We start from the raw sequence: 13,748 nt of genomic DNA, 5'->3' as shown, positions 1-13,748 counted from the left end.
TGCAAGGGCATGAGCCTGCGACAGAGGGTGTCGATGGTGAAGTCGACTGAATGCCGAAGATTTGCACGAGAGCTACAGGCCCAAGGGCCAAGCCAAACGACTGTCACATACCCAATTCGCTGTAACGGCTAACCCCGCGACAGCAACAAATTGCTTGACGACCATAGAGCGTTGGAACCACCTGATCCCATCCCGAACTCAGCAGTGAAACGACGCATCGCCGATGGTAGTGTGGGGCTTCCCCATGTGAGAGTAGGTCATCGTCAAGCTCCTATACGAAACCCCAGATCGCCAACGCGGTCTGGGGTTTCTTCTTTGTGCCGGGAAAACCTGGAACAGCGCTGGCGCAGCTAACGGCCCGGTGCGTGCGGGGCATCCTAAGGCTATCGGGCTGGCTAAAGGTACTCCTGCAGGGGGCAACGATTACCTATTGCATAGCCAAAAAAAGGCCACCTCGAAGGTGGCCTTGTCGTTTCTGCTCTATGACTCAGTCGCCGCGGTATTCGCAGCCGCTGGTACAGGTCTCGTGGATGCGCACGCGCGACAGTTCCGGGAGCAGGGGTTTGACCTGTTGCCAGATCCACTTAGCCAGCACTTCGCTGGTGGGGTTTTCCAGGCCGGGGATGTCGTTCAGGTAGTTGTGGTCGAGTTGCTCGTAGATCGGCTTGAAGATTGCCTTGATCTCGGAGAAGTCGCGAATCCAGCCGGTATAGGGGTCGACCTCGCCTTCGATATGCAGGGCGACGCGGAAGGAGTGGCCGTGCAGACGACCGCATTTGTGGCCTTCCGGCACATGGGGCAGGCGGTGGGCCGCCTCGAAGATGAACTCTTTGAACAATTCCACAGTACAGCGCTCGCGTGAGATGGCCGTCGATCAGGCCCTGAGCCGCGCAGTTTATCAGGTCTGCCCAGGCGCCTGGGCGTTCAGCAGTCGGCGGATCTGCTGCGTCAGGTAACGGTGGAAGCGCCGATCGTGCCAGTAGGCCATATGGCTCAGTGGTGTATGGCGTTTGTACCAGGGGCCGACGGGCAGGGCGCGATCTTCGTGCACCAGGGCGGCGTAGGCGGGGATTGCGCGCAGCGGGTAGCCGAGTGGGTCGGCCGGTGCGTAGACGTTCAACCAGCGGGCCTGCTGACGCACCGCGTCGCTCAGGCAGTGGCCGGGAAAGCGGATTGGCAGCACCGGGTCGTAGGCAAAGGTGAACAACGGGATGTTGCAGCCGAAGGTGACGATGCCGGCCAGGGTTTCCAAGGCCAGGAAGGGGTCGTGCGGGCAACTGGGGGTAGCGTTGAGTTTCTGCTGGTCCCAGGCGAAGTTGGAGAAGATGTGCCCGCCCAGGGAGTGAGTCAGCACCAGCAGCGGGGTCTGTGGATCGACCTGGGCGCGCAGGGCATTGAGGCCGTTGCGCAGGCACTGGTGCACTTCCTGGTAGGTGGTGTCGTAGGCCTCGCTGACCTTGCGGTAGCCGGCGGCGTCGCCGAGAAACAGGGTGACGATGCGGCGTAACCAGCGCCAGCGCACGGGTTCGCGCTCGAGGCGGGCGAGGAAGGCGTGTTCGCGTTTATCCAGCACGCTGGCCCAGTACAGGGTCTGGAACGCCACCTGCTGGGCGTCGTCGCCCAACTGGCGGCGCAAACCGCGGATCAAACCCTGGGCGAACTGGTGTTGTCCCTCGTGGTCGCGGCTGTCGGGCTGGTTGCCGATGCCGTGGATGATTGCGACTGCCAGCTTCATGCATCCTCCCTGATTGCAGCAGCCTAACCATCGGCGCTGGCCGCGTCCATCACAAGGGCAGCAGGCGTTCGCCCAGGCGCCCGCTGTCGACCAGTTCGAGGAATTCGTCGCCGAGTCGCACGCTTTCCGCCATCGCCTGGCGCCAGTAGCGTTCACGGCCGGCGTCGTCACCCAGGTAGCGTTTGAAGTCGCTGCGGTCGGGCAGCTTGCCGTGGGGCAGGCGTGCCAGGTACTCGCGTGATGGCGCGAGCAGCAGCACGTCCTGCAGGCGAGTGCGGTCGCCGCGGCGCCAGGGCATGCTCTTGTCGAACCAGCCGGGGATTACCCGGTCGGTGAAGTGCGGGTAAAGCACGATGTCCTCGCCGCTGTAGGGCAGGTCGAGGTGATAGTCGAGCAGGCCGCCGTCGCGGTAGGCGCCGGGCTCCAGCCCGGGAATCTCGCGGATCGCTTCCATCACCATGGGGATCGAGCCGGACGCCAGCAGGGCGTGGCGGAGGTTCTCCGCGGTGAGGGCGTGAAAGTGCGAGCGGAAGTCGCGCAGTTGCGCCAGTGGCGGCAACTGGCGGGCGTCGTGCAGGATCACCCGGTCGAAGTGACGCGCCAGACGTTGGCGCGCCAGCAGGTTGTTGCCGATCACCGAAGACAGCCCGAGGCTCAGCTTGCCGCGGTGGTCGTGCTGCAGCAGGCCGTGGCTCTTCACCACCACGATATGCAGGCGATGGTACGGGTTGGCGACTATGGCCGCGTCCTGGTCGGCGAGCAGCTCGTGCAGCATCTGGCGGCAACTGTCGGACACCTCGGCCATGCTCACGCCCTTGGCGAAGCGCTGGGCGGTGTAGAGTTCGCCGAGGCGGCGGATGCCGGCGGCGGCGTCCGGCAGGCAGGCGCTGGCGAAACGCCAGGAACCGATGGAGGCGCCGATCAACGCGCGTTCGCGCGGCGCGCGCGGCAGCCAGTCGCCGAACAGGGCCAGATCCAGGCCCTGGATGCCGAGGCCCTTGGGCCCGCCCGCGGCGCCGGGCAGGATGCCGACATCCGCCGGGCTCAGGCCGTGCTGGCGAATCCGCGTCAGGGCTCTGGGGCCTGCCCTGAGGGTCAGGGCAGGGGACTTGATATGGATCGCGCTCATCGCTGCCTCCGTCACGCAAGCAGGCGATTATAGGGCCATGGACGCGCAGGCCAAGTGACTTCAGCGGCTGAATGACGCCGGCAATTCAGCTTGAATTAAGTGCACGGGCCTAGAGTGGCAGGCATCGAATCACTTTCCGGAGGATGCTCCATGAACCTGTTGACCCGCCTGCTGGCCATCGCTGCACTTGCCAGTGCCAGCCTCATTGCCCATGCTCGCGACCTGGGCCCGGACGAAGCGCTGCGCTTGCGCGACGCCGGCACCATCAAATCCTTCGAGCTGCTCAACCAGGCCGCGTTGGCCCAGCACCCGGGCTCGCGCATCGAGGAGACCGAGCTGGAGGACGAATACGGTCGCTACATTTACCAGATCGAACTGCGCGATCCGCAAGGCGTGCAGTGGGATCTGGAACTGGATGCCAGCACCGGCGAAATTCTCAAGAACCATCAGGACGATTGATGAGCTTGCGCAGCACCACGGCATTTTTGTTGCTCCTGGCCGCCAGCCTCGCCGCCGCCCCGGGCGTGGCCCGCGATCTCGATCAGGACGAGGCCCTGCGCCTGCGTCGGGAAGGTGTGATCATGCCCTTCGAGCAGCTGATGCAGCGCCTGGAGCAGCAGTATCCGGGCGCCACCCTGCTGGAGGCGGAGCTGGAAGAGGAAGACGGCGTGCTGGTCTACGAGGTGGAAATCCTCACCACCCAGGGCGTGGTACGCGAGCTGGAGCTGGATGCCCGCGACGGCAACATTCTGAAGGACGAGGAAGACGACTGATGCGCCTGTTGCTGGTGGAAGATCATGTGCCGCTGGCCGACGAGCTGACGGCCAGCCTCAGTCGCCAGGGTTATGCCGTGGATTGGCTGGCCGACGGCCGCGACGCCGCCTACCAGGGCGCCAGCGAGCCCTACGACCTGATCATTCTCGACCTCGGTCTGCCGGGCAAACCGGGTCTGGAGGTGTTGCAGCAGTGGCGTGCCGGCGGCCTGGCCACGCCGGTGCTGGTACTGACTGCGCGCGGCTCCTGGGCCGAGCGCATCGAAGGCCTCAAGGCCGGTGCCGACGACTATCTGACTAAACCTTTTCATCCTGAGGAATTGGCCCTGCGTATCCAGGCGCTGCTGCGTCGTGCCCATGGCCTGGCCAACCAGCCGCAACTGGAGGCCGCCGGCCTGCAACTGGACGAGAGCCGCCAGTGCGTCACGGTCGGCGGCGAGGCCGTCGACTTGACCGCCGCCGAGTTCCGTCTGCTGCGTTACTTCATGCTGCATCCGGGGCAGATCCTGTCCAAGAGCCACCTGGCCGATCACCTGTATGACGGCGAGACCGAGCGCGATTCCAACGTCATCGAGGTGCACGTCAACCGCCTGCGCGGCAAGCTGGGGCGCAACGTGATCGAGACGCGCCGCGGCCAGGGCTACCGTTTCACTGGGGAGCAGGGTTGAGGTCGATCCAGCGCCGGCTCAGCCTCGGCCTGGCCGGCGCCCTGCTGCTGGTGGGCCTGGTGCTGGCTCAGGCCAGCCTCTGGGTGTTCGACCGTGGCTTGCGCGCCTACCTGGAGGAGGATCTGCGCGACGAGGCGCAGGGCCTGCTCGCCGCCCTGGTGCGTGGCCCGGCCGGCTTGCAACTGGACGAGCGGCGCCTCGATCCGTCGTTTCAGCGGCAGTTTTCCGGGCATTACTTTCGTATCGACTTTGCCGACCGCAGCTGGCGTTCGCGCTCGTTATGGGACCGCGAACTGCTCAAGCCGCAAGGCTCGGGCATGCAGGCCGAACTCGGCGACGGTCCGCAGGGCCAGCGCCTGCTGGTCTACCGCGCCGATTACCGGCGTTACGGCGAGGCGCTGTCGATCAGCGTGGCGCAGGACTACGAGCCGGTGCTGCAGAGCTTTCGGCGCATGCAGTGGCTGGGCCTGGGCATGGGCGGCGCGGCGCTGCTGCTGATCCTGATCGCCCAGCGCTACACTGTGCGCCGCGCGCTGCGCCCGCTGGAGCAGGTGCGCCGGCAGATCGCCCAGTTGCAGCAGGGCCAGCGCAGCGAGCTGGACGCCGAGGTGCCGGAGGAGCTGGAGCCGCTGGTGGCGCAGATCAACCACCTGCTGGCCCATACCGAAGACACCCTGAAACGCTCGCGCAACGCCCTGGGCAACCTCGGTCATGCGCTGAAGACGCCGCTGGCGGTGCTGATCAGCCTGGCCGGACGCGACGAACTGGCGGCGTACCCGGCGTTGCGCGCCAGCCTGCGCGAGCAACTGACGCAGATCGAACAACGCCTGAGCCGCGAGCTCGGCCGCGCCCGTCTGGCCGGCGAGGCGCTGCCGGGGGCGCGTTTCGACTGTGTGCAGGAGCTGCCTGGTTTGTTCGCTACCCTGGCGATGATCCACGACCGCGGCCTCGACCTGGATTGGCAGGCGCCCGCGGGGCTGGTGCTGCCGCGTGATCGCGAGGACCTGCTGGAGCTGCTCGGCAACCTGCTGGACAACGCCTGCAAATGGGCCGAACGGCGGGTACGGTTGTCGATCGAAGAGGGCGCCGCGGGCTATCTGCTGTGCGTCGACGACGACGGCCCGGGCATCGACGCCGAGCGGCGCGAGGCGGTGCTCGGCCGTGGCACCCGCCTGGACGAGCAGGTCGCCGGGCACGGCCTGGGCCTGGGCATAGTGCGCGACATAGTCGAGGCCTGGGATGGCCGCATCGAGCTGCAGGACAGCCCGCTGGGCGGGCTGCGGGTGGCGATCAGTCTGCCGCGGCGCTGAGCCCGCCTGCATTCAGTCAGAGCATCACATGCCGTTGGCAAAGACCGGGTTGTCGAAACCGATGGCCTCGCGTACCGGTTGCAGGGCGCGGGCGTAGCGCACCAGGACGTCGAGGGCGTAGTCGATGCGCGCGCGGATGCGCTCATCGGCCTCGTCCGCCGCCTGCGGGCCGTTCAACACCTTCTCCACCTGGCGCACGATCAGGTGCTCCGGCAGGTAGCACAGGCGGCAGTTCTTGTAGCTGGAGGCGCGCAGCTCACTGATCGGGTAGGCGCCGCCGACCCCGGAGGACACACCCACCAGCAGCCCCGGCTTGTGCGCCAGTTCGGCCTTGCTGGCGTAGATGAAGAAGTTCTTGATCGCCGGGCAGGCCATGCCGTTCCACTCCGGGGCGAGGATCACCACCGCGTCGGCGGCGGCCAGTTGTTGCCGGTACAGCTCCCAGGGGCCGCTGTCTTCAGCCGGCCACAACGGCAGCGGGGCCAGGCCCAGGTCGATGACGTTACTGCTCTCCGGCGTGGTCTGCTCCAGTTCGATCAAGCGCTGGCGCAGAAAGCGCGCGACCTTGCCCGACTGGCTGTTGTTGCGGCTGGAGCCGGCGACTAAGGCGATATTGAGCATGCTGTTTCCCCCTTGAGAAGCATGGATGAGGCGATGTACCGCGCGCGGCGCGAATAAATCCGCACCTGCAGGTGCGCACGATTGGCGGCGGCATAGCGCAAAAGAACGCGCAGGCTAGGCCATTGCCTGCCTGCGCAGCAAGGGAGCGGCCGCCAGAATGACGGCCGTTTCGCGTCACACGCGGAACTGGTCCATCAGGCCCTGCTGCTGGTTGGCCAGGCGATTGAGGTTCTGGCTGACCTGCGCCGATTCCGCGGCCTGGCTGCTGATGGCCTCGGTGACGTCGCGGATCGAGGCGACGTTGCGGTTGATCTCCTCGGCCACCGAGCTCTGCTCCTCGGCGGCGCTGGCGATCTGCAGGTTCATGTCGGTGATCAGGCCGACCGCCTGGCCGATGCGCTGCAGCGCCGCCACCGCCTGCTGCACCTGTTCGACGCTGCCCTGGGCCTGGCGATGGCTGCTGTGCATGGTGCTGACCACTTCGCGAGTGCCATTCTGCAGGCCCTCGATCACCTGGCGGATTTCCTCCACCGAGTCCTGGGTGCGCTTGGCCAGGTTGCGCACTTCGTCGGCGACCACGGCGAAACCGCGCCCGGCCTCGCCGGCGCGGGCGGCCTCGATGGCGGCGTTGAGCGCCAGCAGGTTGGTCTGCTCGGCGATGGAGCGGATCACCTCGAGCACCGAGCCGATCTGCTCGCTGCTGCTGGCCAGGCCTTCGACCTCCTGCATGGCCACGTTCATCTCGTTGGCCAGCAGCTCGATGGTGTTGGTGGTCTTGTCGATCACCTGCAGGCCCTCGCGGCTGGCCTGGTCGGCGTTACGCGCGGCCTCGGCGGCCTGGGCGGCGTTGTGCGCGACGTCCTGGGCGGTGGCGCTCATTTCCTGGAAGGCGGTGGCCACCTGATCCACCTCGCGGTATTGCTGCTGCATGCCGGCACTGGTCTGGCTGGCGATGGCGGCGGACTGGTCGGCGGTGCCGCGGGCGTCGAGCACGCTGCTTTTGACGTCGGCGATGATCGGCTGCAGCTTGTCGAGGAAGCGGTTGAACCAGCCGGCCAGCTCGCCCAGTTCGTCCTGCTTGGCATAGTGCAGGCGGCGGGTGAGGTCGCCTTCGCCGCTGGCGATGTCCTTGAGCATGGCGGCCACGCCGAGAATCGGTCGGGTCACGCCGCGGGCGGTCAGCCACATCAGCAGCAGGCCGGCGAGCACCGCCAGCAGGCCGAGCAGCAGCGCCTGCAGGCTGTCGCCGGCGCGGCGCTGGTCGAGCTGCTGGCCGAGCTCGATGGCGCGTGCCAGCAGCACCTGCTCCGGCACCTCCACCAGCACGCTCCAGGGCTTGGCCTCGGGGATCGGCTGGAACGGGCTGAGCACCCGCAACATCTCGCCGTGGTCCAGCTCCGCGGCGCTGCCGGCCTGGATCAGGCTGCGCAGCTCGCCGGCATGCTCGCCGTAGGCCTTGTCCACCGCCTGGCTGAGCAGCGCGCCGTCGCGGCTGTGGCCGGCGAGCAGGGCGGCGGGGCTGAAGATGCTGATGTGGCCCTGGCCATCGTAGAGCTCGCGATTGGCCTCCTGGCTGATCTGCTGCAGGCTGGCCAGGCTGATGTCGACGCCCATCACGCCGATCACCTTGCCGTCCAGCTCCAGCGGGAAGGCGATGCTGGTCATCAGCGTCTGCTGGCCGCCGACCTCGTCGTAGTAAGGCTCCAGCACGCAGGCCTGGCGAGTGTCGCGCGGGCAGGTGTACCAGGCGTTGTAGGGCACGCCGTTGGCGCCGGGCGTGGCGTCGGCGAGCATTTCCTCGGGCATCGACTCGGATTCCAGCGTGCCGGGGGTGGGCTGCGCCCAGTACAGCGAGAAGCGCCCGGCGTCGTTGCTGCCCAGTTCGGCCTGGTCGGCGAAGAGTTCGTCCTTGCCGTCCAGCGCGTTGGGCTCGAACACCAGGTACAGACCGAGCAGCGCGGGGTTGGCCTCCAGGCTGGTGCGCACCTGGCGGGTCAGGTCCTCGCGCAGATCGAAGGCATCGAGAAAGCGCTTTTCCGCCTGTTCGCGGAGGAACAGGATCTGCCGCGAGAAGCCCTTGCCGTACTGGTAGGCGTCCATGAAGTAGCGCTGAATGCGGATCGCCTGCAGCTCGCCGCGCGCCTGCAGGCGCAGCTTGGCGCTTTCCTCCAGCATGCCGTACGAGGCCTCGCGCACCAGGCCGGCGCTGCGGCTGGACTGGTACTGCGAGGCGCCCACCAGCAGGGTGACGATGGCGAGCAGACAGAGGCCGGCGAGCAGGGTGATCTTCCATTGGATCGAAAGACGGCTGAACAGCATGGGGCGTTCCTTTCTTCGATGGACTACGGCTGGTTATCGGTACGCCGGCGGCTTTCTTGATCGGCGCGCGTGCGGGATCGGGATTATGCACGTTTCGCTCGAAATTCTGAACGCCGGCGTTTTTGACAGCCGTGGCCGCATGCGGCAGAGTACGCGGCTTTTTTCGGCCCGGCGCCCGCGCCGGCATTTCTGTAGGTGGAGCGGTTTATGAACGCAGTAATAGCGGCGGTCGGCATCATGCTGATCCTCAGCCTGTGCCGGGTGCACGTGGTGGTGGCGCTGATCATCGGCGCGCTGGCCGGCGGCCTGCTCGGCGGCCTGGGCGTGGAGGGCACGCTGAGCGCCTTCAACCAGGGCCTCGGCGGCGGCGCCACGGTGGCGCTGTCCTATGCGCTGCTCGGCGCCTTCGCCGTGGCCATCGCCAAGTCCGGCCTGGCCCATGCCCTGGCGGACAAGGCGCTGGCGTTGGTCGGCCAGCAGGACGCGGCCGGTGGCGGCCTGCTCAAGTGGTTGCTGATCGCGCTGCTGCTGGCGGTGGCGATTTCCTCGCAGAACATCCTGCCGATCCATATCGCCTTCATCCCGCTGCTGGTGCCGCCGCTGCTCTACGTGCTGAGCAAGCTGCAGCTCGACCGCCGCCTGATCGCCTGCGTGCTGACCTTCGGCCTGATCACCCCCTACATGTTCCTGCCGGTGGGCTTCGGCGGCATCTTCCTCAACGACATCCTGCTGGCCAACGTGGCCAAGTCCGGGGTGGACGTCAGCGGCGTGAACATCACCCAGGCCATGGCCATTCCGGCGCTGGGCATGCTCTTCGGCCTTCTCGTGGCGGTGTTCTTCAGCTACCGCGGCAAGCGCGTCTACGACCTGGCGAAGATCGAGCAGGCCGAGCGCGTCGACGTGCAGTACAACCCGCTGAGCCTGCTGGTGGCCGGCGTGGCCATCGCCGCGGCGTTCGTCGTGCAGCTGTGGCTGGACTCGATGATCATCGGCGCCCTGGCCGGCTTCGTGATCTTCTCGGTGTCCGGCGTGGTGCGCTGGAAGGAGGCCGACGGGCTGTTCACCGAGGGCATGAAGATGATGGCGATGATCGGCTTCATCATGATCGCCGCCGCCGGTTTCGCCGAGGTGATGAAGGCCACCGGCGAGGTCAAGACCCTGGTCGACGGCGCCGCCGCGCTGATCGGCCACGACAAGGCGATCGGCGCGCTGCTGATGCTGCTGGTCGGCCTGCTGGTGACCATGGGCATCGGCTCGTCCTTCTCCACCATTCCGATCATCGCGGCGATCTTCGTGCCGCTGGGCGTGCAGCTGGGCTTCAGCCCGCTGGCCATCGTCTGCATCGTCGGCACCGCCGGCGCCCTCGGCGATGCCGGCTCGCCGGCCTCCGACTCGACCCTCGGCCCGACCGCCGGGCTCAACGTCGACGGTCAGCACAACCATATCTGGGACAGCGTGGTGCCCACCTTCCTGCATTACAACCTGCCGCTGCTGGCGTTCGGTTGGGCCGCCGCCATGCTGCTGTGACGAGTCCGCGCCGGCTCAAGTGTCCGGCGCCACGGGTCGCTTGATTCCTGCACGGGGCTGCCGGTACATCGGTAGCCCCGTTTTCGTTCAGGCCACCACCGCGGGCGTCGGTCGCATATCTGAGTCAGAGCGGAAAGTCCCAGTGTTTGATCGCCTCGCTCAGGTGCTCGATCCAGGCGCGCACCGCGGGCGACAGGCCGCGCCGGTGGCTGTAGGCCAGCTGCACGTGGCCCTGGGGCACGCTCCAGGCCGGCAGTAGCGCCAGCAGACGACCGTCGGCCAGCTCTTCGTGGCAGAAGGTGGTGGGCAGCAGGGTGATGCCCAGGCCGGCCAGGGCTGCCTGCTTGCGAACGGCGAAGTCGTCGATGCCCAGCCTGGCTTCCAGCGCGACTTCGTGGGCCTCCTGCGTGGTGTTGTGGTGAAAGCGCAGATGGATGCGCCGATCGGCGCCGAGGGCGCCGAGCGCCGGCAGGCGTTGCAGGTCTCTGGGGTGCTCGATGCGCGCGCCGCAGAGCAGATCGGGGCGCGCCACCACGTGGGCGCGTGCCGGCACCAGGCGGCGGGTGATCAGCCCCGGCTCCTCGTCGTCGAGGTTGCGTACCCGCAGCGCCACGTCCACGGCTTCATTGAACAGGTCGACGCGGCGGCTGGTCTGCAGGATTTCCAGCTGCACCTTGGGGTAGCGGATGAGGAAGTCGTTGATCAGCCCGGACAGCAGGGCCAGCCCGCTGGGGGTGGAAAAGCGCACTCGGCCGCGCGGTTCGCTGGTCAGGCTGGCTACCGTCTCCTCGGCCTGTTCGGCCTCCAGCAACATGGCCTGGCAGTGGCGCAGGTAACGTTCGCCGATATCGGTCAGCACCAGCTTGCGCGTGGTTCGTTGCAGCAAGCGGGCGCCCAGGCGGTTCTCCAGCTCGGCGATGCGCCGCGACAGACGCGACTTGGGAATGCCCAGGGCGCGGCCGGCCGCGGCGAAGCCACCGGCTTCCACCACCTTGGCGAAGTAGAACAGATCGTTGAGGTCTTGCATGGTCATCGTCCTATGAGTGGGACGAACTATCGCATTTTTTCGGTCTTATCCTGCATTGGTTCCATGAATAGCATCTCTGCCATCTCGTCGCGAACGCGCGCCCATTTGGAGAGCCCTATGAAACTGTTGCACCTCGATTCAAGCATCCTCGGTGAGTCCTCTGCCTCCCGCCAGCTCAGCCGAGCCGTGGTCGAGGCCTGGACGGCGGCGGTGCCTGGTACTCAGGTCAGCTACCGCGATCTGGCCAGCGACGCGCTCAGCCATCTGTCCGCCGCCAGCCTGGTGGCAGCCGGTACCCCGGCCGAGCTGCGTGACGCCGCCCAGCGCCACGAGACCGAACTGGCCGAGCGCACCCTGGAGGAGTTCCTCGCCGCCGACGCCATCGTCATCGGTGCGCCGATGTACAACTTCGCGATTCCGAGCCAGCTCAAGGCCTGGATCGACCGCGTCGCGATCGCCGGCAAGACCTTCAGCTACGGCGAGAACGGCCCGGTCGGGCTGGCGGGCGGCAAGACGGTGGTGATTGCCTCGAGCGCCGGCGGCATCCATGCCGGTCAACCCTCGGGCCAGGCACACGAGGACTACCTGGTGCGGGTGCTGAACTTCCTCGGTATCGATGACATCGAGATCGTCCGTGCCGAAGGCCTGGCCTATGGCGAGGAGCCGCGTGCCGCGGCGCTGAGCGGCGCCGCACAGCGGATCGCCGAACTGTTCGCCACCGCCTGAGCGGCAGGCTGAAACGACAAAGCCCGCTTCGGCGGGCTTTGTCGTTGCTGCGCGGAGCGCTGGATCAGACGATCACGCCCTGGCTGCGCAGGTAGTCGTCGTAGGTGCCGCTGAAGTCGGTCACGCCGTTGTCCGACAGCTCGATGATGCGGGTGGCCAGGGAGCCGACGAACTCGCGGTCGTGGCTGACGAAGATCAGCGTGCCGGGGTAGTTCTCCAGCGCCAGGTTGAGCGCCTCGATCGATTCCATGTCGAGGTGGTTGGTCGGCTCGTCCATCACCAGCACGTTGGGCTTTTGCAGGATCAGCTTGCCGAACAGCATGCGGCCCTGTTCGCCGCCGGAGATGACCTTGACCGATTTGAGGATCTCGTCGTTGGAGAACAGCATGCGCCCCAGGGTGCCGCGGATGGTCTGCTCGCCGGTGGTCCACTGGCCCATCCAGTCGAACAGGCTGACGTCGTCTTCGAAGTCGTGGGCGTGATCCTGGGCGTAGTAGCCGACCTCGGCGCTTTCCGTCCACTTCACCGCGCCGGCATCCGGCGCCATTTCGCCGACCAGGGTGCGCAGCAGGGTGGTCTTGCCGATGCCGTTGGGGCCGATGATGGCGACGCGCTCGCCGGCTTCGACGGTGAAGCTGAAGTTCTTGAACAGCACCTTGTCGTCGAAGGCCTTGGAGACCTTCTCGATGGTCACGGCCTGGCGGTGCAGCTTCTTGTTCTGCTCGAAGCGGATGAACGGGCTGACCCGGCTGGACGGCTTGACCTCGGCCAGCTGGATCTTGTCGATCTGCTTGGCGCGCGAAGTGGCCTGCTTGGCCTTGGAGGCGTTGGCCGAGAAACGGCTGACGAAGGTCTGCAGTTCGGCGATCTGCGCCTTCTTCTTGGCGTTGTCGGCCAAGAGCTGTTCGCGCGACTGGGTCGCGGCGGTCATGTACTCGTCGTAGTTGCCGGGGAACAGGCGCAGCTCGCCGTAATCCAGGTCGGCCATATGGGTGCAGACCGAGTTGAGGAAGTGGCGGTCGTGGGAAATGATGATCATGGTGCTGTTACGCGCCGTGAGGATGTTTTCCAGCCAGCGGATGGTGTTGATATCCAGGTGGTTGGTCGGCTCGTCGAGCAGCAGCACGTCCGGATCGGAGAACAGCGCCTGGGCCAGCAGCACGCGCAGCTTCCAGCCCGGCGCCACTTCGCTCATCGGGCCGAAGTGCTGCTCCAGCGGAATCCCCAGGCCCAGCAGCAGTTCGCCGGCGCGGGATTCGGCGGTGTAGCCGTCCATCTCGGCGAACTCGCCCTCCAGCTCGCCGACCTTCATGCCGTCTTCTTCGCTCATTTCCGCCAGCGAGTAGATACGGTCGCGCTCGGCCTTGACCTTCCACAGCTCCTCGTGGCCCATGATCACCGTGTCGATCACGTTGAATTCTTCGTAGGCGAACTGGTCCTGGCGCAGCTTGCCCAGGCGCACATTGGGTTCGAGCATCACCTGGCCGCCGGACGGCTCCAGATCGCCGCCGAGGATCTTCATGAAGGTCGACTTGCCGCAGCCGTTGGCGCCGATCAGGCCGTAGCGGTTGCCGTTGCCGAACTTGACGGAAACGTTCTCGAACAGCGGCTTGGCGCCGAACTGCATGGTGATATTAGCGGTGGAGATCAATTGCTTGTCCTGCGGGGCTGCGGTGGTTAATCGCCTTTCCCGGTTCCTGCACCCGCGCCCGCCACGTCGCTTGTGGCAGGCAGCTGGGCGAACTCGTTCCTGTTGAAGGCCGAGTTCAGCCGCTGGGTATAGGTCGAGGAACATCCACACGCGGTGCCCCGGGCCGGCTTGCGCTGAAGCCATGGGGGCCGGCCTGTCGTCAGGCATGTGTTGGCGTGGTCTGTCGGGCGTCGTATCGCCGGCGCTTGGGGATGCCCTGGGC

At 66.6% G+C, this 13,748-nt stretch carries 12 protein-coding genes, 1 rRNA gene and 2 pseudogenes; 7 read left to right on the top strand and 8 right to left on the bottom strand.

Annotation, left to right across the window (positions count from 1 at the left end):
- The first annotated feature begins 153 nt into the window (after nt 1-153).
- Nucleotides 154-269 (top strand): 5S ribosomal RNA (gene rrf / locus AC1G9C_RS13275).
- A 218-nt stretch (nt 270-487) separates the two neighbouring features.
- On the opposite strand, the gene queD is transcribed toward rrf, so the two are convergent.
- Genes queD through AC1G9C_RS13260 form a run of 3 tightly spaced genes read right to left on the bottom strand, consistent with a single transcriptional unit; the run spans nt 488 to nt 2,864 of the window.
- Complete coding sequence (gene queD / locus AC1G9C_RS13270; RefSeq protein ID WP_021444059.1) at nt 488-844, bottom strand: 6-carboxytetrahydropterin synthase QueD; 357 nt, start codon at nt 842-844, stop codon at nt 488-490.
- A gap of 54 nt (nt 845-898) precedes the next feature.
- Nucleotides 899-1,735, bottom strand: a complete 837-nt coding sequence (locus AC1G9C_RS13265) for a hypothetical protein (protein WP_480407794.1) — start codon at nt 1,733-1,735, stop codon at nt 899-901.
- 49 nt (nt 1,736-1,784) lie between these two features.
- Nucleotides 1,785-2,864, bottom strand: a complete 1,080-nt coding sequence (locus AC1G9C_RS13260) for a patatin-like phospholipase domain-containing protein (protein ID WP_480407793.1) — start codon at nt 2,862-2,864, stop codon at nt 1,785-1,787.
- 150 nt (nt 2,865-3,014) lie between these two features.
- Between AC1G9C_RS13260 and AC1G9C_RS13255 the strand changes: the two genes are divergently transcribed.
- From AC1G9C_RS13255 to AC1G9C_RS13240, 4 genes are read left to right on the top strand one after another with little or no spacing between them, the layout of a single operon-like run.
- The gene (locus AC1G9C_RS13255; RefSeq protein ID WP_021444056.1) at nt 3,015-3,323 is read left to right on the top strand and encodes a PepSY domain-containing protein; all 309 of its coding nucleotides are present in this window, start codon (nt 3,015-3,017) and stop codon (nt 3,321-3,323) included.
- Nucleotides 3,323-3,637, top strand: a complete 315-nt coding sequence (locus AC1G9C_RS13250) for a PepSY domain-containing protein (RefSeq protein WP_122110239.1) — start codon at nt 3,323-3,325, stop codon at nt 3,635-3,637. The genes AC1G9C_RS13255 and AC1G9C_RS13250 overlap by 1 nt, the downstream gene beginning before the upstream one ends.
- Nucleotides 3,637-4,305: a response regulator transcription factor gene (locus tag AC1G9C_RS13245; protein ID WP_021444054.1), complete on the top strand. Its 669-nt coding sequence runs from the start codon at nt 3,637-3,639 to the stop codon at nt 4,303-4,305. Before AC1G9C_RS13250 ends, AC1G9C_RS13245 begins: the two co-directional genes overlap by 1 nt.
- The gene (locus tag AC1G9C_RS13240; RefSeq protein ID WP_480407792.1) at nt 4,302-5,615 is read left to right on the top strand and encodes a sensor histidine kinase; all 1,314 of its coding nucleotides are present in this window, start codon (nt 4,302-4,304) and stop codon (nt 5,613-5,615) included. The genes AC1G9C_RS13245 and AC1G9C_RS13240 overlap by 4 nt, the downstream gene beginning before the upstream one ends.
- Before the next feature lie 24 nt (nt 5,616-5,639).
- Here AC1G9C_RS13240 and AC1G9C_RS13235 read toward each other — a convergent pair whose 3' ends face one another.
- The 3 genes and pseudogenes from AC1G9C_RS13235 to AC1G9C_RS13225 form a co-directional block, all read right to left on the bottom strand.
- On the bottom strand, nt 5,640-6,236 hold the full coding sequence (locus AC1G9C_RS13235) for an NADPH-dependent FMN reductase (protein WP_480407791.1): 597 nt from the start codon (nt 6,234-6,236) through the stop codon (nt 5,640-5,642).
- Between the two features lie 174 nt (nt 6,237-6,410).
- Nucleotides 6,411-7,001: pseudogene (locus AC1G9C_RS13230) on the bottom strand (methyl-accepting chemotaxis protein); the annotation flags it as partial.
- A gap of 315 nt (nt 7,002-7,316) precedes the next feature.
- Nucleotides 7,317-8,336, bottom strand: a pseudogene (locus tag AC1G9C_RS13225) (methyl-accepting chemotaxis protein); the annotation flags it as partial.
- A gap of 426 nt (nt 8,337-8,762) precedes the next feature.
- On the opposite strand from AC1G9C_RS13225, the gene AC1G9C_RS13220 reads away from it, so the two are divergent.
- Nucleotides 8,763-10,082 carry a Na+/H+ antiporter family protein gene (locus tag AC1G9C_RS13220; protein WP_122110242.1) on the top strand — a complete coding sequence of 440 codons (1,320 nt, stop codon included), beginning with the start codon at nt 8,763-8,765 and terminating at the stop codon, nt 10,080-10,082.
- 124 nt (nt 10,083-10,206) lie between these two features.
- Here the strand turns inward: AC1G9C_RS13220 and AC1G9C_RS13215 are convergent, their stop codons facing one another.
- Entirely contained in the window at nt 10,207-11,109 is a 903-nt protein-coding gene (locus tag AC1G9C_RS13215; protein WP_480407790.1) for a LysR substrate-binding domain-containing protein, read from the bottom strand.
- A gap of 117 nt (nt 11,110-11,226) precedes the next feature.
- Here AC1G9C_RS13215 and AC1G9C_RS13210 point away from each other — a divergent pair, with 117 nt between their 5' ends.
- A complete protein-coding gene (locus tag AC1G9C_RS13210; RefSeq protein WP_122110243.1) occupies nt 11,227-11,835 on the top strand; it encodes an FMN-dependent NADH-azoreductase in 609 nt (202 codons plus the stop codon).
- 64 nt (nt 11,836-11,899) lie between these two features.
- Here AC1G9C_RS13210 and AC1G9C_RS13205 read toward each other — a convergent pair whose 3' ends face one another.
- A complete protein-coding gene (locus tag AC1G9C_RS13205; protein ID WP_021445232.1) occupies nt 11,900-13,486 on the bottom strand; it encodes an ABC-F family ATPase in 1,587 nt (528 codons plus the stop codon).
- Nucleotides 13,487-13,748: the final 262 nt, after the last annotated feature.

The organism is Pseudomonas sp. ABa2, from assembly GCF_056676075.1.
Note: the sequence above shows the minus strand (reverse complement) of the source record. Positions and strands in the feature narration are given on the sequence as shown.

What these genes read in the sequence shown, in the direction of transcription:
- AC1G9C_RS13265 (WP_480407794.1), bottom strand. Translation starts at nt 1,735, where the DNA reads ATGAAGCTGGCAGTCGCAATCATCCACGGCATCGGCAACCAGCCCGAC.
- AC1G9C_RS13260 (WP_480407793.1), bottom strand. Translation starts at nt 2,864, where the DNA reads ATGAGCGCGATCCATATCAAGTCCCCTGCCCTGACCCTCAGGGCAGGC.
- AC1G9C_RS13255 (WP_021444056.1), top strand. Translation starts at nt 3,015, where the DNA reads ATGAACCTGTTGACCCGCCTGCTGGCCATCGCTGCACTTGCCAGTGCC.
- AC1G9C_RS13250 (WP_122110239.1), top strand. Translation starts at nt 3,323, where the DNA reads ATGAGCTTGCGCAGCACCACGGCATTTTTGTTGCTCCTGGCCGCCAGC.
- AC1G9C_RS13245 (WP_021444054.1), top strand. Translation starts at nt 3,637, where the DNA reads ATGCGCCTGTTGCTGGTGGAAGATCATGTGCCGCTGGCCGACGAGCTG.
- AC1G9C_RS13235 (WP_480407791.1), bottom strand. Translation starts at nt 6,236, where the DNA reads ATGCTCAATATCGCCTTAGTCGCCGGCTCCAGCCGCAACAACAGCCAG.
- AC1G9C_RS13220 (WP_122110242.1), top strand. Translation starts at nt 8,763, where the DNA reads ATGAACGCAGTAATAGCGGCGGTCGGCATCATGCTGATCCTCAGCCTG.
- AC1G9C_RS13215 (WP_480407790.1), bottom strand. Translation starts at nt 11,109, where the DNA reads ATGCAAGACCTCAACGATCTGTTCTACTTCGCCAAGGTGGTGGAAGCC.
- AC1G9C_RS13210 (WP_122110243.1), top strand. Translation starts at nt 11,227, where the DNA reads ATGAAACTGTTGCACCTCGATTCAAGCATCCTCGGTGAGTCCTCTGCC.